This window comes from Plesiomonas sp. PI-19 (genome assembly GCF_021368255.1).
In the GTDB taxonomy this organism is placed as follows: Bacteria; Pseudomonadota; Gammaproteobacteria; order Enterobacterales; family CAMTGL01; genus Plesiomonas; species Plesiomonas shigelloides.
On record NZ_JAJNMQ010000001.1, the window covers coordinates 3,165,871 to 3,187,125 of the forward strand.

Annotated in this window: 8 protein-coding genes, 3 tRNA genes, 5 rRNA genes and 1 riboswitch; of the genes, 12 read left to right on the top strand and 4 right to left on the bottom strand. The window is 53.2% G+C overall.

Annotation, left to right across the window (positions count from 1 at the left end; translation table 11 throughout):
• The first annotated feature begins 225 nt into the window (after nt 1–225).
• On the top strand, nt 226–1,155 hold the full coding sequence (gene metA, locus LQ901_RS14075) for a homoserine O-succinyltransferase (RefSeq protein WP_039046676.1): 930 nt from the start codon (nt 226–228) through the stop codon (nt 1,153–1,155).
• A gap of 114 nt (nt 1,156–1,269) precedes the next feature.
• Here the strand turns inward: metA and LQ901_RS14080 are convergent, their stop codons facing one another.
• The gene (locus tag LQ901_RS14080) at nt 1,270–2,586 is read right to left on the bottom strand and encodes a sodium:proton antiporter (RefSeq protein ID WP_010863074.1); all 1,317 of its coding nucleotides are present in this window, start codon (nt 2,584–2,586) and stop codon (nt 1,270–1,272) included.
• A gap of 202 nt (nt 2,587–2,788) precedes the next feature.
• Between LQ901_RS14080 and metH the strand changes: the two genes are divergently transcribed.
• Nucleotides 2,789–6,481 (top strand): methionine synthase, encoded by a 3,693-nt coding sequence (metH, locus tag LQ901_RS14085; RefSeq protein ID WP_152136845.1) that lies wholly within the window; start codon nt 2,789–2,791, stop codon nt 6,479–6,481.
• Between the two features lie 96 nt (nt 6,482–6,577).
• On the opposite strand, the gene lysC is transcribed toward metH, so the two are convergent.
• Nucleotides 6,578–7,927, bottom strand: coding sequence for a lysine-sensitive aspartokinase 3 (gene lysC / locus LQ901_RS14090; RefSeq protein ID WP_010863076.1), 1,350 nt, complete (start codon nt 7,925–7,927; stop codon nt 6,578–6,580).
• Between the two features lie 146 nt (nt 7,928–8,073).
• Nucleotides 8,074–8,240: riboswitch (Lysine riboswitch) on the bottom strand.
• A gap of 168 nt (nt 8,241–8,408) precedes the next feature.
• On the opposite strand from lysC, the gene LQ901_RS14095 reads away from it, so the two are divergent.
• Nucleotides 8,409–9,539: an alanine--glyoxylate aminotransferase family protein gene (locus tag LQ901_RS14095; protein WP_152135851.1), complete on the top strand. Its 1,131-nt coding sequence runs from the start codon at nt 8,409–8,411 to the stop codon at nt 9,537–9,539.
• A 99-nt stretch (nt 9,540–9,638) separates the two neighbouring features.
• Here the strand turns inward: LQ901_RS14095 and uvrA are convergent, their stop codons facing one another.
• Nucleotides 9,639–12,494, bottom strand: coding sequence for an excinuclease ABC subunit UvrA (uvrA, locus tag LQ901_RS14100; protein WP_064978338.1), 2,856 nt, complete (start codon nt 12,492–12,494; stop codon nt 9,639–9,641).
• A 9-nt stretch (nt 12,495–12,503) separates the two neighbouring features.
• Nucleotides 12,504–12,635: a hypothetical protein gene (locus tag LQ901_RS16795; protein ID WP_255698463.1), complete on the bottom strand. Its 132-nt coding sequence runs from the start codon at nt 12,633–12,635 to the stop codon at nt 12,504–12,506.
• A gap of 118 nt (nt 12,636–12,753) precedes the next feature.
• Between LQ901_RS16795 and ssb the strand changes: the two genes are divergently transcribed.
• From ssb to LQ901_RS14145, 9 genes are all read left to right on the top strand, one after another.
• The gene (gene ssb, locus LQ901_RS14105; protein WP_039046679.1) at nt 12,754–13,314 is read left to right on the top strand and encodes a single-stranded DNA-binding protein; all 561 of its coding nucleotides are present in this window, start codon (nt 12,754–12,756) and stop codon (nt 13,312–13,314) included.
• Between the two features lie 739 nt (nt 13,315–14,053).
• A 16S ribosomal RNA gene (locus LQ901_RS14110) occupies nt 14,054–15,595 on the top strand.
• Between the two features lie 74 nt (nt 15,596–15,669).
• Nucleotides 15,670–15,746, top strand: a tRNA-Ile gene (locus LQ901_RS14115).
• 37 nt (nt 15,747–15,783) lie between these two features.
• Nucleotides 15,784–15,859, top strand: a tRNA-Ala gene (locus LQ901_RS14120).
• A 195-nt stretch (nt 15,860–16,054) separates the two neighbouring features.
• Nucleotides 16,055–18,958, top strand: a 23S ribosomal RNA gene (locus LQ901_RS14125).
• 145 nt (nt 18,959–19,103) lie between these two features.
• A 5S ribosomal RNA gene (gene rrf, locus LQ901_RS14130) occupies nt 19,104–19,219 on the top strand.
• A gap of 44 nt (nt 19,220–19,263) precedes the next feature.
• Nucleotides 19,264–19,339: transfer RNA gene (locus LQ901_RS14135), tRNA-Thr, on the top strand.
• A gap of 17 nt (nt 19,340–19,356) precedes the next feature.
• Nucleotides 19,357–19,472, top strand: a 5S ribosomal RNA gene (gene rrf, locus LQ901_RS14140).
• A gap of 217 nt (nt 19,473–19,689) precedes the next feature.
• Nucleotides 19,690–21,231: ribosomal RNA gene (locus LQ901_RS14145) — 16S ribosomal RNA — on the top strand.
• Together the 16S, 23S and 5S rRNA genes with 3 tRNA genes alongside form the textbook arrangement of a ribosomal RNA operon.
• Nucleotides 21,232–21,255: the final 24 nt, after the last annotated feature.

The following is a 21,255-nucleotide window of genomic DNA, read 5'->3' on the forward strand; positions in this document are numbered from 1 at the left end:
TTTGCGTTTTTAGGTTTTGTATTTTCGTCTTCCTTCCCTGTTATTTTTCTCTTTAATTCCTTATTTCTCTGATCTTGTTGCGTATTTGATAGCGGTACTGCCGGTTTCAGACTCAGTTTCTGGCTTCGCGTACCGGTTTAGCGCTGGATCTTCGTACGGATTCTGTCTAGTATGGATATCTGGATGTCTAAACGTTTATATGGATATAACGAGAGGTTTTCGCGTATGCCAATCCGGATCCCCGATGAGTTGCCCGCCGCCCATGTTTTACGTCAGGAAAACATCTTTGTGATGCCGGAATCCCGTGCGCTGCACCAAGATATTCGTCCGCTGAAGGTGATTTTGCTGAACCTGATGCCGAAAAAGATCGAGACGGAAAACCAGTTTCTGCGTCTCCTGTCTAACTCATCCCTCCAGATTAATATTGAATTACTGCGCATTGATTGCCGGCCAAGTCGTAACACGCCGCCGGAGCATTTGGATATGTTCTATCGCGAGTTTGCGGAGTTGGCGCCGCATAATTACGATGGCTTGATTGTGACCGGCGCACCACTGGGTTTGGTACCGTTTTCTGATGTGGCCTATTGGGAGCAGATCCGCACGGTGATTGAGTGGTCGAAGACCCATGTGACCTCGACTTTGTTTGTGTGTTGGGCGGTGCAAGCGGCGCTACAAGTGCTGTATGACTTGCCTAAACTTACCCGCAGCGAAAAACTGTCTGGCGTTTATCGCCATGCCACACTGGAGCCATTGGCTCCCCTGACGCGCGGCTTTGATGATTATTTCTGGGCGCCGCATTCACGCTATGCTGATTTTCCGACTGCGCAGATCCGCGAGTATACCGATTTGCAGATTTTGGCCGAGTCCGAGCACGCTGGCGCCTATCTGCTAGCCAGTGACGATCGGCGTCAGGTCTTTGTGACCGGCCACCCTGAATATGATGCGCTAACGTTAGCCGGAGAGTACCAGCGAGATCTGGGGGAAGGATTACAACCGGCAATCCCGGTCAATTATTTCCCTGACAATGATCCGACGCGACCGCCAGAGGCCAGTTGGCGCAGTCATGGCCATTTGCTATTTAGCAACTGGCTGAATTACTGCGTGTATCAGATCACGCCATATGATTTGCGGGTGATGCAGCCGACACGTGAATAGTGCTAAAACCCTAAGCATAAAAAAGGCGCCGTATGACGGGCGCCTTTTTTGTTGAGTGAGCCGACTGCTCGGCTGTGCACGGGCTATTACGTGGGTAATGCCGATTGCGTGAGATTAGTGATGACCGTGCTCAATGCTCGGGTGTTGATGCTCTGATTTGCTTGGCTCAACACGCTTGGATTTGATGATCATGCTTTCGATGGAGGAGCCTTGCACCAAAATGGAGAACAGCACCACTGCGTAGGTCATCACCAAAATCAGATCGCGCACGTCGGTTTGGGTACCCGGAATAAAGGCCGCTCCGGCTGGAATCGACAGTGCCATGGCCAGTGCCAGGCCACCACGCAACCCGCCCCAAGTGAGGATTTTCAGGGTGTACGGGTTATAGGTGCGGAAGAAGCGGAAGGCGATAAACGGCACCGCGACACTGATATAGCGCGCCAGCAAGCAAACTGGGATAGCCAGCAGCATCAGGATTATCCCTTCGCGGCTAAGATCAATTAGCAGCAAGCACAGGCCAATCAGCAGGAACAACAGAGCGTTCAGGAAGTGGTCAATCATCTCCCAGAAGTGATCCAGATAGTGGGCACTTTGCTCGGAGAAACCTTTATAGCGAGTCCAGTTACCGACCATGATCCCCGCCACCACCATCGCCAGCGCACCGGATACGCCCAGCATATTGGCCAGGGCAAAACCGGCAGTAGGTACCAACAACGTGATCAATTGCTCCAAGCTACCGTCATCGGTGGCGCAGATCAGCAGGTGCGCGATATAGCCAATCACCAGACCGTAGACCACGCCGCCCAGTGCTTCGTGCAGGAATACCGAAGAGACATCCATCAGAGTTGGTGAGCGACCACCGAAGGAGACGGCAAAAATGGTCACGAAAATCACCAAGCCAACCCCGTCGTTAAACAGCGATTCGCCTTCCACTTGCATCGAGACGCGGCGTGGCGCGTTGAGCTTTTTGATGATCGCCAGTACCGCAATCGGGTCCGTGGGTGAAATCAGCGCGCCGAACAGCAGACAATGGATCAGCGCCATGTCGATGCCGATTAAATGGGTCACGCCATAGGTGGCAAAACCAATTAAGAAGGTGGAGAACAGCGTGGAGAACAGCGATAAGACGGTAATTTCCCACTTCTGATCTTTAAGTACCGGCAATTTGATTCCGAGCGCGCCAGCGAACAGCAAGAAGCCCAAAATCCCTTTTAGCAGGAAATTTTGGAAGTTGATCTGCTGCACCACGCCCTGCGCAATGCTTTCCAACCGAAACCAGCCAAACTGACCGGCCAGAATAATGCCCAGCGAACAGATCAGGGCACCGGCGGTGATCGCTATCGTGGTTTGTACCTTATTAATGTACTGATTCAGATAGGCAATCATGATGGCGATTGCCGCTAAGAAACAGAGTATGTAATAGACATCCATAACAACCTCAGGGTGTGCGTGTTACAAAGATTTTGCTTTTTATATGTGCCAACACGGTAGAGGATTATCTGCCGTTATTAAATAGCCGTAAGCGATTATTTTAGAGGTGGTTAACGCTTATCGGATATAGACGTCTAGATTTCCATATGACATAGTTAACGCTCATGGATAGGTTGTAGACGCAGGGAGTGCAAAGGGAATCATGGTTGAGCATCCGGTAACAGAGGCATTACGCCGTCAGCTGGCAGAGCGCATTTTAATCATCGACGGCGGTATGGGGACGATGATCCAGCAATACCGGCTGCAGGAGCAGGATTACCGCGGTGAACGCTTTGCCGATTGGCCGAGCGATTTGAAAGGCAATAACGATCTGTTGGTGTTGACTCAACCCGAGGTGATCAGCGCCATTCACCACGCCTATCTGGAGGCGGGAGCCGACATTTTAGAAACCAACACCTTCAATGCCACCTCGATTGCGATGGCCGATTACCAGATGCAGGCATTGGCGGCGGAAATTAACCGTGAAGGGGCGCGTTTAGCGCGCGCTTGCGCCGATGCGTGGAGTGCCAAAACCCCAGATAAACCGCGTTATGTGGCGGGTGTATTGGGGCCGACCAACCGTACTGCGTCAATCTCACCGGATGTGAACGATCCGGCCTTTCGTAATATCAGTTTTGATCAGCTGGTGAGCGCCTACCAAGAAGCGACCTTGGCGTTGATTGACGGCGGCGTCGATCTGCTGTTGATTGAAACGGTTTTCGATACCCTTAATGCCAAAGCCGCGCTGTTTGCGGTGGAAAGTGTGTTCGAATCGCTCGGGATCCAGTTGCCGGTGATGATCTCGGGCACCATCACTGATGCCTCTGGTCGCACCTTGTCGGGGCAAACCACTGAAGCGTTTTATAACTCGCTGCGCCATGTGCGCCCGCTATCGTTCGGCTTGAACTGCGCGCTGGGCCCTGATGAGCTACGTCCGTATGTGGCGGAGCTGGCGCGAATTGCCGAATGTGCCGTCTCAGCGCACCCGAATGCCGGTTTGCCGAACGCCTTTGGCGAATACGATTTAGGGCCGCAGGCGATGGCGGCGCAGATCCGGGAATGGGCGCAGCAAGGCTTTCTGAATTTAGTGGGCGGCTGCTGCGGGACAACTCCAGCGCACATCGCGGCGATTGTTGCGGCGGTCGCCGATTTACGGCCACGAACGATCAGCACGCGTCCGGTGGCGTGCCGGTTGTCAGGTCTCGAGCCTTGTACCATTGATGCCCAGACCTTGTTCGTGAACGTTGGTGAGCGCACCAACGTGACCGGTTCAGCGCGTTTTAAGAAGCTGATTAAAGAAGAAAAGTATGATGAGGCGCTGGAAGTGGCGCGCCAGCAGGTCGAAAGTGGCGCTCAGATCATCGATATCAATATGGATGAGGGGATGCTGGATGCCGAACTGGCCATGGTGCGCTTTTTAAATCTGATTGCCGCCGAGCCCGATATCGCACGCGTACCCGTGATGATCGATTCCTCCAAGTGGGAAGTGATTGAAGCGGGCCTGAAATGCATTCAGGGCAAGGGGATCGTCAACTCCATCTCGATGAAAGAAGGCGAAGAGCGCTTTTTAGCCCAAGCGCGGTTGGTGCGCCGCTACGGTGCCGCGGTGGTGGTGATGGCCTTTGATGAAGTGGGGCAGGCCGATACCCGTGAGCGCAAGTTTGCCATTTGCCAGCGTGCTTACCGTTTGCTGACCGAGCAAGCTGGTTTCCCTCCGGAAGATATTATCTTTGACCCCAATATTTTTGCGATTGCCACCGGTATCGAAGAGCACAATAACTACGCGCTCGACTTTATTGGTGCCTGCGCGGATATCAAACAGAACTTGCCTCATGCGCTGATCTCGGGCGGTGTGTCCAACGTTTCGTTCTCGTTTCGCGGTAATGATCCGGTGCGCGAAGCCATCCATGCGGTGTTCTTGTATTACGCCATTAAAAACGGCATGGATATGGGGATCGTCAACGCCGGCCAATTGGCGATTTATGATGATCTGCCTGCTGAACTGCGCGAAGCGGTGGAAGATGTGGTGCTCAACCGTCATCCGCAGGCGACTGATAATTTGCTGGCCTTGGCCGAACGTTATCGCGGCAGTAAAGAGGGCGCGAGCGAAGATAAGCAAGCGGCCGAGTGGCGCAGCTGGCCGGTCAGTAAGCGCTTGGAGTATGCGCTGGTTAAAGGGATCACCGAGTTTATCGAACAGGATACCGAAGCGGCACGTTTGGAGGCGGACAAGCCATTGCAGGTGATCGAAGGACCATTGATGGCTGGCATGAATGTGGTCGGCGATCTGTTTGGCGAGGGCAAAATGTTCTTGCCGCAGGTGGTGAAGTCGGCGCGGGTGATGAAGCAAGCGGTGGCTTATTTGGAGCCGTTTATTCAAGCCGCCAAACAGCAAGGCTCATCGGCGGGGAAAATCTTACTGGCGACGGTAAAAGGCGATGTGCACGACATCGGCAAGAACATTGTTGGGGTGGTGCTGCAGTGTAATAACTACGAGATTATCGATCTCGGGGTCATGGTGCCGTGCGAGAAGATCTTGAAAACTGCCCGTGAGCTAGAGGTGGATATTATCGGGCTATCGGGCCTGATCACACCGTCACTCGATGAGATGGTGCATGTGGCCAAAGAGATGGAGCGGCAAGGCTTTACGCTGCCCCTACTCATCGGTGGTGCGACCACTTCCAAGGCGCACACCGCGGTGAAAATTGAGCAGAACTACAGCGGGCCGACCTTGTATGTGCAAAATGCCTCACGCACGGTCGGGGTTTGCTCCAACTTGCTGTCCGCGGAGCAGCGTGAACCTCTGCTAGCGCGCACCCGCCGTGAATATGAGCAGCTCCGAGTGCAATTTGCGCGGAAAAAGCCGCGTACCCCGCCGGTGACTTTGGCGCAGGCGCGTGCTAATCGGGTGGCGATAGCGTGGTCGGAATACCAACCGCCGAAGCCGCAGTGGCTTGGCGTGCAAAGTATCGAGGTGGGGATTGATGTGCTGCGCGAGTATATCGATTGGACACCGTTTTTCATGACATGGTCACTGGCCGGTAAATACCCGATGATTTTGCAAGACGAGGTGGTCGGCGAAGAGGCGCAGCGGGTATTTGCCGATGCCAATGCCTTGCTGGATACCTTGCATGCCGAGCAGTTATTGCAACCGCGCGGGGTCGTCGGGTTATTTGCGGCCAACAGTGTCGGAGACGATATTGAAATTTATGCCGATGAGACCCGTCAGCAGTGTGTCGCGGTCAGCCACCATTTGCGTCAGCAAACCGAGAAAAAGGAGTTTGCTAATTACTGCCTGAGTGATTTTGTAGCGCCGAAAGAGACTGGGCTGGCCGATTATCTGGGCGCGTTTGCGGTGACCGGCGGCTTGGAAGAGCACGCACTGGCCGATGCCTTCGATGCCCAGCAGGATGACTACAACAAAATCATGGTCAAAGCGGTGGCCGATCGGTTGGCGGAAGCTTTTGCCGAATATTTACACCAAGTCGTACGAACTGAGCTGTGGGGCTATGCACCGGATGAAGCTCTGAGTAATGAAGAGCTGATCCGTGAAAACTATCAGGGCATTCGCCCCGCGCCAGGCTATGCCGCTTGCCCCGAGCACAGTGAAAAGGCGGTGATCTGGCAATTGTTGCAAGCGCAGGAGCGTACTGGTATGCGGCTGACTGAATCGTATGCCATGTGGCCGGGGGCGTCGGTGTCGGGGTGGTATTTCAGTCATCCGCAGAGCAAGTATTTTGCCGTGGCACAAATTCAGCGCGATCAGGTACAAGATTACGCCGCGCGCAAAGGGATCACCTTGTCGGAAGCCGAACGCTGGTTAACCCCGAACTTGGGTTATGACCAAGACGCTTGAGTTAACATACTTAGCGTACCAATGCGTCGTTCATCCGTCGCGACAAAAAGGCCACCGATAAGGTGGCCTTGTTAGTTCCGGTGTTATTGCCGGTCATTATTCCAGCAAATGACGATGCAAGGTTTGCACGACCTTATCGGCATCATCGCCTCGGGTCAGCAGGCATAGATTGTGGGCGCTGGCACCATAGCTGATCATGCGGATATTAAAGGCGCTCAAGGTATCGAAGATTTGCTTACCGGCGCCGGCGGTATGACTCATCTGATTGCCAATCAGGGCCACCAGAGCCAAATCGCTTTCCACTTCCACGCGGCACAACTGACTGAGCTCTTCGAGCAGGCCATCGGTGAGCAAACTGGCGCCGGAGGAGGCGGAGCCGGTTTTATCTAGGGTCAGGGCAATGCTGACTTCCGAGGTGGTGATTAAGTCCACTGAAATCTTATGTCGCGCCAGAATATTGAACACTTCGGCCAGAAAGCCTTGGGCGTGCAACATATTTAGGCTGTGCAGGGTCAGCAAAATTTGATCGCGGCGCACCGCCACCGCGCGAAACAGCGGTTTGCGGCTGGCATTACGGGTAACCCAAGTACCGCCCGCTTTTGGCTCTTTGCTGGAGCCGACAAACACGGGGATATCACTGCGTACCGCTGGCAGCAAAGTAGCCGGATGCAAGATCTTAGCGCCGAAGGTCGCCATCTCAGAGGCTTCCGAGAAACTGATCTCATCGATACGCTTGGCGGCCGCGGTAATGCGCGGATCGGTGGTGTAGATACCGTCCACATCGGTCCAGATAATCAGGCTATCCGCTTTCATCGCTTCGGCCAGCAGTGCGGCGCTGTAGTCGCTACCGCCGCGACCGAGGGTGGTGGTGCGCTTTTTGTCGTCTGAACCAATAAAGCCTTGGGTGATAATCAGACCGGCATCCAGATGTGGCAGCAGATGTTGTTCGCACAAGGCGGCCGTCGCCACCAGATCGGGTACGGCTTTGCCAAAATGGCTGTCGGTACGCAGAACTTTGCGTACATCCACCCAGACCGCACGCTCGCCGCGTTGCAGCAGCAGCTCGGTAAACAGCAGGGTCGACATCAGCTCACCGTGGCTGACCAGCTCGTCGGTCAGCGCCGCCGAGGTGGCAAGACTGGCGGCTTCGGCCAGAGCGGCAATGCTGTCGAGCATCCGATTAATTTTTTCTTGGATGGCGGGGGGGTTGCCGAGATCTTGCAAAATACGCAGTTGGATGCGGCGCACTTCATCCAGATAGTAGGCGCGTTGCTCGGCATCGCAGCCATTGGCCAGAGCGACCAGCAAGTTGGTGACACCGGCCGAGGCCGATAGCACCACCACTTTGGTGTTCGGATCGTCAAGGACGATATTGGCACAGCGATTCATGGCGGTATGGTCCGCCACACTGGTTCCGCCGAATTTGGCGACCGTCAGATGAGACATCATGAAAATTCCTCGTGTCCTAGAAATGAGTCCTTACGTCTTGGCACGTGGCCCGTAGAACGGGAAGAGCTGAACGTGGGGGTCGCAGACGCGAACGGAATCCGTCCGAAAACAAGGGAAGCCCCGAGCCTACCGATGTAATTCCTGCACCCAGAAGCGCTCCACCTCGCAAGGTGACAGCCGGAAGGATTCAGCCTCCGCGGCCGATAGGCAGGGCTCCGGAACCCTGAACTATCTCGGCGTACATTCCCCTGACTGCCGCAAATTTCCGGTTGACCGGCAGCTGCCTGAATGACGCACCTCTTCTGGCCCGCCTGCCGGTTGTCCGTAAACCTGGCAAGCTAGGTTGACATCAGAAATATCGGTTTATTTTTAACCTGTCAACGGAATTGTGCTCCGAGCAGTGTATTGCCATTTTTGCCGTGGCTGCGGATACTGGAAAATGCAGCACTCTGCACCCTACACCTACAAGGAGAGTTCTATGTCCACTGCTATGCACTTTCGTTCATTTATGCCGCCGCATCGGATTTTAATGGGGCCGGGGCCATCGGATGTTTATCCTACCGTGTTAAATGCGCTCTCGCGTCCGACCGTGGGCCATCTGGATCCGCTGTTCATCGGCATGATGGATGAGCTCAAGCAATTGCTGCAGTACGCGCTGCAAACACAAAATCCATTTACCATCGCGGTGTCCGCCCCCGGTTCGGCAGGGATGGAAGCTTGCTTTGTCAATTTGGTGGAGCCGGGTGAAAAAGTGCTGGTCTGCCGGAATGGCGTGTTTGGTGGCCGTATGGCGGAGAATGTGGAGCGCGTCGGCGGGATCCCGGTGCTGGTGGATGACGCTTGGGGCGAGCCGGTGTCGCCAGACAAAGTGCGCGCGGCGCTCGCCGCCGATCCTGAGATAAAAATGCTGGCCTTTGTGCACGCCGAAACCTCCACGGGCGCCTGCTCTGATGCACAAACCTTGTGTCAGATTGCCCGTGAGTTTGATTGCTTGACGATTGTGGATGCGGTGACCTCGTTGGGCGGCGTGCCGCTGTATGTGGATGCGTGGGGCATTGATGCGGTGTATTCCGGCAGTCAGAAATGTTTATCCTGCGTGCCGGGTCTCTCGCCGTTATCGTTCTCACCACGGGCAGTAGAAAAAATCGAGCGGCGCCAGCGTAAAGTCGGTAGCTGGTTTTTAGATCAAACCTTGGTGCTGGGGTATTGGCAAGGCGGCGCGAAGCGCAGTTATCACCATACCGCGCCGGTAAACACGCTGTATGCTCTGCACGAAGCTTTGTTGGCATTGCATCAAGAAGGATTAGAGCAGGCATGGGCGCGCCATGCCCAGATGCACCAATTGCTGCGCGATGGGTTACAGGCCTTGGGGTTGGAATTTGTGGTAGCCGAGTCCGCGCGTTTGCCCCAGCTTAATGCGGTGTATATCCCCGATGGGGTGGATGATGCAGCGGTACGTAGCCGGTTGTTGAAGGAATACAACTTGGAGATTGGGGCTGGTCTAGGTGCGCTGGCGGGTAAAGCATGGCGGATCGGTTTGATGGGATACGGTGCGCGGCGTGAAAACGTGGCGCTGTGCTTACGGGCGTTACAAGAAGTGCTCAGTTAAGCGCTGAATCAGCGTAAAACAGGGGCGAGTCAGAACTCGCCCCTGTTTTGACACACTTACCGGTAATCCAGTAATACTCGTCATTCCGGTAAGGTGCCGTTAGTCCTGCTGTTTAGCGTTATGCAGGGCGCGTTGCAAAATCGGTTTGAGGAAGCGCGCGGTATGCGAGTCGGCACTTTCCGCCACGGTTTCTGGCGTACCAGCGACCAATATCTCACCGCCGCCACTGCCGCCTTCCGGCCCCAGATCGACAATCCAGTCAGCAGTTTTAATCACATCCAGATTGTGTTCAATCACCACAATGCTGTTACCGTGATCGCGCAGCTTATGTAGCACGGTCAGTAATTGCTGGATATCGGCAAAGTGCAAACCGGTGGTTGGTTCATCCAGAATGTACAAGGTTTTACCGGTATCGCGTTTAGACAGCTCACGCGCCAGTTTCACCCGCTGCGCTTCCCCGCCGGACAAGGTGGTCGCCGATTGACCCAAACGAATATAGGACAATCCCACATCCATCAAAGTTTGCAGCTTACGCGCCAGTGCCGGTACGGCATCGAAAAACTCGCGCGCATCTTCAACCGTCATATCCAGCACTTCGTGGATACTCTTACCTTTGTATTTGATCTCTAAGGTTTCGCGGTTATAGCGTTTGCCGTGGCACTGATCGCAAGGCACATACACATCCGGTAAGAAGTGCATCTCCACTTTAATCATGCCATCGCCCTGACAGGCTTCGCAGCGTCCACCGCGCACGTTAAAGCTAAAGCGCCCTGGGGTATACCCGCGTGCCCGCGATTCCGGTACGCCAGAAAACAGCTCACGGATCGGGGTGAAAATGCCGGTATAAGTGGCCGGATTAGAGCGTGGGGTACGACCTATCGGGCTTTGGTCGATATCAATTACTTTATCGAAATGCTCTAAGCCTTGGATCTCACGATACGGCGCCGGCTCTTCAGCGGTCGCTCCATTTAACTCGCGATGGGCGATACGAAACAGGGTATCGTTGATCAAGGTCGACTTGCCTGAGCCTGACACCCCAGTGACGCAAGTAAACAACCCGACCGGAATCGATAGCGTGACGTCTTTGAGGTTATTGCCGCGCGCCCCGATCAGACGCAGCACTTTGGCAGGATCAGCCGGTGTACGCTCCGTCGGCACCGCAATTTCACGCTGACCGGACAAATATTGCCCGGTGACGGAATTCGGATTGGCCATAATCTCGCTGGCGGTGCCTTCGGCTACGATTTCCCCGCCATGCACGCCAGCACCCGGGCCGATATCGATAATATGATCGGCAGCGCGAATCGCATCTTCATCGTGCTCTACCACAATCACGGTATTGCCCTGATCGCGCAGGTGGATCAGCGTATTGAGCAAGCGCTCGTTATCGCGTTGGTGCAAGCCGATCGACGGTTCATCCAGCACATACATCACGCCAACTAAACCTGCACCAATTTGGCTAGCCAAACGGATCCGCTGCGCCTCGCCGCCAGACAGCGTTTCCGCCGAGCGGGCCAGTGTCAGGTAATTCAAGCCGACATTCACCAAAAACATCAGGCGATCACGAATTTCCTTCAACACTTTCTCGGCAATCTGCGCTTTTTGCCCAGCCAGTTGTAGCTGGTGGAAGAAAGTCAGCGCCTCGGCGATACTCATCTGTGCGATATCCGGCAGCGTGGTGTCTTCGATAAACACATGACGTGCCTCTTCACGCAGCCGTGACCCGTGGCAGCTGGCACAGGGGCGGTTATTGATGTATTTAGCCAGCTCTTCACGCACCGCCATGGATTCGGTCTCTTTATAGCGCCGTTCCATGTTGTGCAAGATCCCCTCGAAGGGATGATGGCGAATCGTGGTATCACCGCGATCGTTAATGTACTTAAACTCGATATTTTCTCGCCCCGAGCCGGACAGCACCGCCTTTTGAATTCGCGGAGGCAGTGAATTGAACGGCGCTTCAATATCGAAGTTATAGTATTCCGCCAGCGATTTGAGCATCTGGAAGTAGTAGAAGTTACGCTTATCCCAGCCGCGAATTGCACCGCCGGCGAGTGACAGCTCCGGATGCTGCACCACTCGCTCGGGGTCAAAATACTGCTGTACCCCAAGACCATCACAGGTCGGGCATGCGCCTGCGGGGTTATTAAAGGAGAACAGACGCGGCTCCAGCTCGTGCATGCTGTAACCACAGTGCGGACAGGCAAAGTTGGAGGAGAATACCAGCTCCGGTGCGTTGCTATCCTCCATGTCGGCTACCACCACGGTGCCGCCAGAGAGTGTGAGCGCCGTTTCGAAGCTTTCGGCCAAGCGCTGCGCTAAATCTGCGCGCACTTTGAAACGATCTACCACCACTTCAATGGTGTGTTTTTTTTGCAGCTCTAGCGCTGGGGGATCGGATAAATCACACACCTCGCCATCTATACGGGCGCGGATATAACCCTGCGCGGCCAGATTTTGTAACGTCTTACTGTGCTCACCTTTACGCTCTTTGATGATGGGCGCCAACAGCATCAGCTTTTGCCCTTCTGGCAAGCTCAATACCTTGTCCACCATCTGACTGACCGTTTGTGCCGCCAGCGGCACATCGTGCACCGGACAACGCGGGTCACCCACGCGGGCAAACAGCAAGCGCAAATAGTCGTGAATTTCGGTAATGGTCCCGACGGTAGAGCGCGGGTTATGTGACGTGGACTTTTGCTCGATAGAGATAGCCGGCGACAGCCCCTCGATATGATCCACATCCGGCTTTTCCATCAAAGACAGAAATTGGCGTGCATAAGCCGACAGTGACTCCACATAGCGGCGCTGACCTTCCGCGTACAGCGTATCAAACGCCAGCGATGACTTGCCGGAGCCGGACAAACCGGTGATCACAATCAGCTTGTCGCGCGGGATAATCAGGTTGATGTTTTTCAGGTTGTGGGTGCGGGCACCCCTGACTTCGATCTTATCCATAGCGTCACTTTAGGTCGTAAAGGAAGAGAAGGTAATAAAGGTGAAAACGGTCAAAATCTGAGTATCGCACAAAATAAAAATAACTGAATAGATATCCAGTAATTCTCCCGTACCGATTTCGGTGCACCACACTGACAGCATGCGAGCGCTGCTTTGCGCAGGATTTCGCGCTTCTTTATTGGGAAGGTGCTCAGATCCGAAAGGAGCGTGATACAATCAGAAATTACACATCATTGACATCCAAGAAGCGGAGAGAGTTATGGCCAGAGGTGGCATTAACAAAGTTATCCTGATCGGTAATTTGGGGCAGGACCCTGAAGTACGCTATATGCCGAACGGTAATGCTGTCGCTAATATCAGCATCGCGACCTCTGAAAGCTGGCGCGACAAGAATACCGGCGAGCAAAAAGAGATGACCGAATGGCACCGTGTTGTGCTGTACCGTCGTCTGGCAGAAGTAGCGGGTGAATACCTGAAGAAAGGTGCCAAGGTTTACATTGAAGGTAAACTGCGTACCCGTAAATGGCAGGATCAGAACGGCCAAGAGCGTTACAGCACCGAAATTCAAGCCGATGAGATGCAAATGCTGGATTCCCGTGGCGGCATGGGCGCACCGGCAGGCCAATCACAAGGCGGTTGGGGTCAACCACAGCAGCCACAAAACCAAGGTTTTGCTCCACAGCAGTCCCAAGGTAACTACGGCAATGCCCCAGCGCAAGGCGGCTACGCCAACAATACCCCGAATGCGGCACCAGCGAATAACGCCGGTTTCGGTAGCGCTGAGCCTCCAATGGATTTTGATGATGACATTCCGTTCTGATACCAGTTGTCGGCCCGCGCTTTTCCTACAGCGCTGAACGCCTATCTTATATAGTGCATATAGCTTATATAAAAGTAAGGTTCAGCAGCGAACAGCGTGAACCGACCAGTATCAGCTAGCGATAGACGTCATAGACAGCCGCTTTATCCCATGTGCAAAGCCACATGAGTAAAGCGGTTGTTGCATTCTGAGCTTGGCTTTTAGATTGCACGTTACTTCTACGGCATCAATCGAAACACTGTTCCAGTGCACGCTCCCTACATTCATTCCCTCTATATCGTCATAAACCTAAACCGCACAAATAGCCCTGAGCATGCTCTGAGTTTTACTGTCAGTTTGGCTCTATCTAGGCTTTTCAACGAAGGAAACGCTGTCATTTCAGACGTTCGGCGCAGAAATTAATCAAACAGGATGAAAACCTAATTTTCCCTCTTGCGCCCGCCGCAAAACGCCCTATAATGCGACCCCACTGACACGGCAGCAGTGATGCAAATCACAGTGGTCGGTAGTCAACGAAACAACGCAGTTAAGCATGATAAAAAATGCTTGACGGCACAGCAGGAAAGCGGAATAATGCGCGTCCTGTCGCTAAGGGTGAAGCCCGAAGCGAAACGCTCTTTAAAAAGTTAATCAGACAATCTGTGTGGGCACTCGTTTGAGAATGCTGATATCCAAAAGATATTAAGTTAAACGAGTGACTGAACAATTTATTTGCCAGTTTATTCGAGCGACAAACTTTAAATTGAAGAGTTTGATCATGGCTCAGATTGAACGCTGGCGGCAGGCCTAACACATGCAAGTCGAGCGGTAACACAGAGGAGCTTGCTCCTTGGGTGACGAGCGGCGGACGGGTGAGTAATGCCTGGGGATCTGCCCGATAGAGGGGGATAACTACGGGAAACTGTAGCTAATACCGCATAACGTCTACGGACCAAAGTGGGGGCTCTTCGGACCTCATGCTATCGGATGAACCCAGGTGGGATTAGCTAGTTGGTGAGGTAATGGCTCACCAAGGCGACGATCTCTAACTGGTTTGAGAGAATGACCAGTCACACTGGAACTGAGACACGGTCCAGACTCCTACGGGAGGCAGCAGTGGGGAATATTGCACAATGGGCGCAAGCCTGATGCAGCCATGCCGCGTGTGTGAAGAAGGCCTTCGGGTTGTAAAGCACTTTCAGCGGGGAGGAAGGGTCACTAGTTAATACCTAGTGGCATTGACGTTACTCGCAGAAGAAGCACCGGCTAACTCCGTGCCAGCAGCCGCGGTAATACGGAGGGTGCAAGCGTTAATCGGAATTACTGGGCGTAAAGCGCACGCAGGCGGTTTGTTAAGTCAGATGTGAAATCCCCGAGCTCAACTTGGGAACTGCATTTGAAACTGGCAAGCTAGAGTCTTGTAGAGGGGGGTAGAATTCCAGGTGTAGCGGTGAAATGCGTAGAGATCTGGAGGAATACCGGTGGCGAAGGCGGCCCCCTGGACAAAGACTGACGCTCAGGTGCGAAAGCGTGGGGAGCAAACAGGATTAGATACCCTGGTAGTCCACGCTGTAAACGATGTCGATTTGGAGGTTGTGCCCTTGAGGCGTGGCTTCCGGAGCTAACGCGTTAAATCGACCGCCTGGGGAGTACGGCCGCAAGGTTAAAACTCAAATGAATTGACGGGGGCCCGCACAAGCGGTGGAGCATGTGGTTTAATTCGATGCAACGCGAAGAACCTTACCTACTCTTGACATCCAGAGAACTTTCCAGAGATGGATTGGTGCCTTCGGGAACTCTGAGACAGGTGCTGCATGGCTGTCGTCAGCTCGTGTTGTGAAATGTTGGGTTAAGTCCCGCAACGAGCGCAACCCTTATCCTTTGTTGCCAGCGATTCGGTCGGGAACTCAAAGGAGACTGCCGGTGATAAACCGGAGGAAGGTGGGGATGACGTCAAGTCATCATGGCCCTTACGAGTAGGGCTACACACGTGCTACAATGGCATATACAAAGGGCGGCAAGCTAGCGATAGTGAGCGAATCCCATAAAGTATGTCGTAGTCCGGATTGGAGTCTGCAACTCGACTCCATGAAGTCGGAATCGCTAGTAATCGCGGATCAGAATGCCGCGGTGAATACGTTCCCGGGCCTTGTACACACCGCCCGTCACACCATGGGAGTGGGTTGCAAAAGAAGTAGGTAGCTTAACCTTCGGGAGGGCGCTTACCACTTTGTGATTCATGACTGGGGTGAAGTCGTAACAAGGTAACCGTAGGGGAACCTGCGGTTGGATCACCTCCTTACCTGAGATATTCGGCGCTTAAGCTGAGTGTTCACACAGATTGTTTGGTTAATAAATACGAGCGACACTTACGATGGGTCTGTAGCTCAGGTGGTTAGAGCGCACCCCTGATAAGGGTGAGGTCGGTGGTTCGAGTCCACTCAGACCCACCACTTCTTGTACAAGAAAGTGGAAAGTAAGAAAAACGTCGGGGCTATAGCTCAGCTGGGAGAGCGCCTGCTTTGCACGCAGGAGGTCAGCGGTTCGATCCCGCTTAGCTCCACCATATCGCAAAATGAATTGAAATCAACAGTTTATTTTGCGATATGGTCATTGTGACGTAAGTCATTCTCGACATGCTCTTTAAAAATTTGAAAACAAGCTGAAAAATAACTGAAGTTCTTAAGAACAAGCGACTTGAGAAACTGGCAACGACCAGTTTAGTGACTAGCATTCAGCCCGACATTATTTTGGGTTGTATGGTTAAGTGACTAAGCGTACACGGTGGATGCCTTGGCAGTCAGAGGCGATGAAGGACGTGCTACCCTGCGAAAAGGGTTGGTGAGCTGGGATGGAGCGCTATAGCCAACCATGTCCGAATGGGGAAACCCACCTAAGATAACTTAGGTATCGTTAAGTGAATCCATAGCTTAACGAGGCGAACCGGGAGAACTGAAACATCTAAGTACCCCGAGGAAAAGAAATCAACCGAGATTCCGTTAGTAGCGGCGAGCGAACGCGGAGCAGCCCAGAGTCTGAATCAGTGGATGCGTTAGTGGAACGGATTGGAAAGTCCGGCGATACAGGGTGATAGCCCCGTACACGAAGACGCATTGCTGTGAGCTCGATGAGTAGGACGGGACACGTGGTATCCTGTTTGAAGATGGGGGGACCATCCTCCAAGGCTAAATACTCCTGACTGACCGATAGCGAACCAGTACCGTGAGGGAAAGGCGAAAAGAACCCCTGTGAGGGGAGTGAAATAGAACCTGAAACCGTGTACGTACAAGCAGTGGGAGCACCTTCGTGGTGTGACTGCGTACCTTTTGTATAATGGGTCAGCGACTTACATTTTGTAGCGAGGTTAACCGAATAGGGGAGCCGTAGGGAAACCGAGTCTTAATAGGGCGAATTAGTTGCAAGGTGTAGACCCGAAACCCGGTGATCTAGCCATGGGCAGGTTGAAGGTTGGGTAACACTAACTGGAGGACCGAACCGACTAATGTTGAAAAATTAGCGGATGACTTGTGGCTGGGGGTGAAAGGCCAATCAAACCGGGAGATAGCTGGTTCTCCCCGAAAGCTATTTAGGTAGCGCCTCGGACGAACACCTACGGGGGTAGAGCACTGTTAAGGCTAGGGGGTCATCCCGACTTACCAACCCTTTGCAAACTCCGAATACCGTAGAGTGCTATCCGGGAGACACACGGCGGGTGCTAACGTCCGTCGTGAAGAGGGAAACAACCCAGACCGCCAGCTAAGGTCCCAAAGTCATGGTTAAGTGGGAAACGATGTGGGAAGGCTTAGACAGCTAGGATGTTGGCTTAGAAGCAGCCATCATTTAAAGAAAGCGTAATAGCTCACTAGTCGAGTCGGCCTGCGCGGAAGATGTAACGGGGCTAAACCATGCACCGAAGCTGCGGCAATGACATTTAGGTGTTATTGGGTAGGGGAGCGTTCTGTAAGCGGTTGAAGGTGTACTGTGAGGTATGCTGGACGTATCAGAAGTGCGAATGCTGACATAAGTAACGATAAAGCGGGTGAAAAGCCCGCTCGCCGGAAGACCAAGGGTTCCTGTTCAACGTTAATCGGAGCAGGGTGAGTCGACCCCTAAGGCGAGGCTGAAAAGCGTAGTCGATGGGAAACGGGTTAATATTCCCGTACTTGTGGTAACTGCGAAGGGGGGACGGAGAAAGTTAGGCTATCCGGGCGACGGTTGTCCCGGTTTAAGCGTGAAGGTGGAGAGACTAGGCAAATCCGGTCTTTCATTAACACTGAGGCGTGATGACGAAGCACTACGGTGCTGAAGTAGCTGATACTACGCTTCCAGGAAAAGCCTCTAAGCATCAGGTTACCAGAAATCGTACCCCAAACCGACACAGGTGGTCAGGTAGAGAATACTCAGGCGCTTGAGAGAACTCGGGTGAAGGAACTAGGCAAAATGGTGCCGTAACTTCGGGAGAAGGCACGCTGATGGTAGGTGAAGTCCCTCGCGGATGGAGCTGAAATCAGTCGAAGATACCAGCTGGCTGCAACTGTTTATTAAAAACACAGCACTGTGCAAACACGAAAGTGGACGTATACGGTGTGACGCCTGCCCGGTGCCGGAAGGTTAATTGATGGGGTTAGCGAAAGCGAAGCTCTTGATCGAAGCCCCGGTAAACGGCGGCCGTAACTATAACGGTCCTAAGGTAGCGAAATTCCTTGTCGGGTAAGTTCCGACCTGCACGAATGGCGTAATGATGGCCAGGCTGTCTCCACCCGAGACTCAGTGAAATTGAAATCGCTGTGAAGATGCAGTGTACCCGCGGCAAGACGGAAAGACCCCGTGAACCTTTACTATAGCTTGACACTGAACATTGAGCCTTGATGTGTAGGATAGGTGGGAGGCATTGAAACGTGAACGCCAGTTTGCGTGGAGCCGACCTTGAAATACCACCCTTTAATGTTTGATGTTCTAACGTTGTCCCGTAATCCGGGATACGGACAGTGTCTGGTGGGTAGTTTGACTGGGGCGGTCTCCTCCTAAAGAGTAACGGAGGAGCACGAAGGTTAGCTAAGCATGGTCGGACATCATGCGGTTAGTGCAAAGGCAGAAGCTAGCTTAACTGCGAGACGGACAGGTCGAGCAGATACGAAAGTAGGTCTTAGTGATCCGGTGGTTCTGAATGGAAGGGCCATCGCTCAACGGATAAAAGGTACTCCGGGGATAACAGGCTGATACCGCCCAAGAGTTCATATCGACGGCGGTGTTTGGCACCTCGATGTCGGCTCATCACATCCTGGGGCTGAAGTTGGTCCCAAGGGTATGGCTGTTCGCCATTTAAAGTGGTACGCGAGCTGGGTTTAGAACGTCGTGAGACAGTTCGGTCCCTATCTGTCGTGGGCGTTGGATGATTGAGGGGGGCTGCTCCTAGTACGAGAGGACCGGAGTGGACGCATCTCTGGTGTTCCGGTTGTCACGCCAGTGGCATTGCCGGGTAGCTAAATGCGGAAGAGATAAGCGCTGAAAGCATCTAAGCGCGAAACTTGCCCCGAGATGAGTCATCCCTGAGGCTTAAAGCCTCCTAAAGGGTTGTTGGAGACTACGACGTAGATAGGCAGGGTGTGTAAGCGTAGCGATACGTTGAGCTAACCTGTACTAATTGCCCGTGAGGCTTAACCATACAACGCCAAAGTGATGTTGGAAGAATGAAGTCACAGTTACTTGTTCAAAAGAACAATACATCAGTTATTTAGCTTGTTTTTAGATTTTAGCTCTGGCGCGAGACACAACAACATAGTGTGTACGCGATAGAGAAACAGAATTTGCCTGGCGGCGATAGCGCGGTGGTCCCACCTGACCCCATGCCGAACTCAGAAGTGAAACGCCGTAGCGCCGATGGTAGTGTGGGGTCTCCCCATGCGAGAGTAGGGAACTGCCAGGCATCAAAATTTTATTAGAACGAGTCTAGTTCTAATAAATAAGTGTGCTGATATGGCTCAGTCGGTAGAGCGCACCCTTGGTAAGGGTGAGGTCCCCAGTTCGATTCTGGGTATCAGCACCATTATTTATTAGGATTTTCTCGGCGGCGATAGCGCGGTGGTCCCACCTGACCCCATGCCGAACTCAGAAGTGAAACGCCGTAGCGCCGATGGTAGTGTGGGGTCTCCCCATGCGAGAGTAGGGAACTGCCGAGATTCAACTTTCAGTTAGCACTTAGTGTTGACTTTGCTTAAGGATAGTGGAATAATTCGCGTCCTGTCGTTAAGGGTGACCTTGGCGCAAAATGCTCTTTAAAAAGTTAATCAGACAATCTGTGTGGGCACTCGTTTGAGAATGCTGATATCCAAAAGATATTAAGTTAAACGAGTGACTGAACAATTTATTTGCCAGTTTATTCGAGCGACAAACTTTAAATTGAAGAGTTTGATCATGGCTCAGATTGAACGCTGGCGGCAGGCCTAACACATGCAAGTCGAGCGGTAACACAGAGGAGCTTGCTCCTTGGGTGACGAGCGGCGGACGGGTGAGTAATGCCTGGGGATCTGCCCGATAGAGGGGGATAACTACGGGAAACTGTAGCTAATACCGCATAACGTCTACGGACCAAAGTGGGGGCTCTTCGGACCTCATGCTATCGGATGAACCCAGGTGGGATTAGCTAGTTGGTGAGGTAATGGCTCACCAAGGCGACGATCTCTAACTGGTTTGAGAGAATGACCAGTCACACTGGAACTGAGACACGGTCCAGACTCCTACGGGAGGCAGCAGTGGGGAATATTGCACAATGGGCGCAAGCCTGATGCAGCCATGCCGCGTGTGTGAAGAAGGCCTTCGGGTTGTAAAGCACTTTCAGCGGGGAGGAAGGGTCACTAGTTAATACCTAGTGGCATTGACGTTACTCGCAGAAGAAGCACCGGCTAACTCCGTGCCAGCAGCCGCGGTAATACGGAGGGTGCAAGCGTTAATCGGAATTACTGGGCGTAAAGCGCACGCAGGCGGTTTGTTAAGTCAGATGTGAAATCCCCGAGCTCAACTTGGGAACTGCATTTGAAACTGGCAAGCTAGAGTCTTGTAGAGGGGGGTAGAATTCCAGGTGTAGCGGTGAAATGCGTAGAGATCTGGAGGAATACCGGTGGCGAAGGCGGCCCCCTGGACAAAGACTGACGCTCAGGTGCGAAAGCGTGGGGAGCAAACAGGATTAGATACCCTGGTAGTCCACGCTGTAAACGATGTCGATTTGGAGGTTGTGCCCTTGAGGCGTGGCTTCCGGAGCTAACGCGTTAAATCGACCGCCTGGGGAGTACGGCCGCAAGGTTAAAACTCAAATGAATTGACGGGGGCCCGCACAAGCGGTGGAGCATGTGGTTTAATTCGATGCAACGCGAAGAACCTTACCTACTCTTGACATCCAGAGAACTTTCCAGAGATGGATTGGTGCCTTCGGGAACTCTGAGACAGGTGCTGCATGGCTGTCGTCAGCTCGTGTTGTGAAATGTTGGGTTAAGTCCCGCAACGAGCGCAACCCTTATCCTTTGTTGCCAGCGATTCGGTCGGGAACTCAAAGGAGACTGCCGGTGATAAACCGGAGGAAGGTGGGGATGACGTCAAGTCATCATGGCCCTTACGAGTAGGGCTACACACGTGCTACAATGGCATATACAAAGGGCGGCAAGCTAGCGATAGTGAGCGAATCCCATAAAGTATGTCGTAGTCCGGATTGGAGTCTGCAACTCGACTCCATGAAGTCGGAATCGCTAGTAATCGCGGATCAGAATGCCGCGGTGAATACGTTCCCGGGCCTTGTACACACCGCCCGTCACACCATGGGAGTGGGTTGCAAAAGAAGTAGGTAGCTTAACCTTCGGGAGGGCGCTTACCACTTTGTGATTCATGACTGGGGTGAAGTCGTAACAAGGTAACCGTAGGGGAACCTGCGGTTGGATCACCTCCTTACCTGAGATATTCGGCGCTTAAGCT

Coding starts and splice junctions, on each gene's coding strand:
- metA (WP_039046676.1), top strand. CDS start 226: ATGCCAATCCGGATCCCCGATGAGTTGCCCGCCGCCCATGTTTTACGT.
- LQ901_RS14080 (WP_010863074.1), bottom strand. CDS start 2,586: ATGGATGTCTATTACATACTCTGTTTCTTAGCGGCAATCGCCATCATG.
- metH (WP_152136845.1), top strand. CDS start 2,789: ATGGTTGAGCATCCGGTAACAGAGGCATTACGCCGTCAGCTGGCAGAG.
- lysC (WP_010863076.1), bottom strand. CDS start 7,927: ATGTCTCATCTGACGGTCGCCAAATTCGGCGGAACCAGTGTGGCGGAC.
- LQ901_RS14095 (WP_152135851.1), top strand. CDS start 8,409: ATGTCCACTGCTATGCACTTTCGTTCATTTATGCCGCCGCATCGGATT.
- uvrA (WP_064978338.1), bottom strand. CDS start 12,494: ATGGATAAGATCGAAGTCAGGGGTGCCCGCACCCACAACCTGAAAAAC.
- LQ901_RS16795 (WP_255698463.1), bottom strand. CDS start 12,635: ATGCTGTCAGTGTGGTGCACCGAAATCGGTACGGGAGAATTACTGGAT.
- ssb (WP_039046679.1), top strand. CDS start 12,754: ATGGCCAGAGGTGGCATTAACAAAGTTATCCTGATCGGTAATTTGGGG.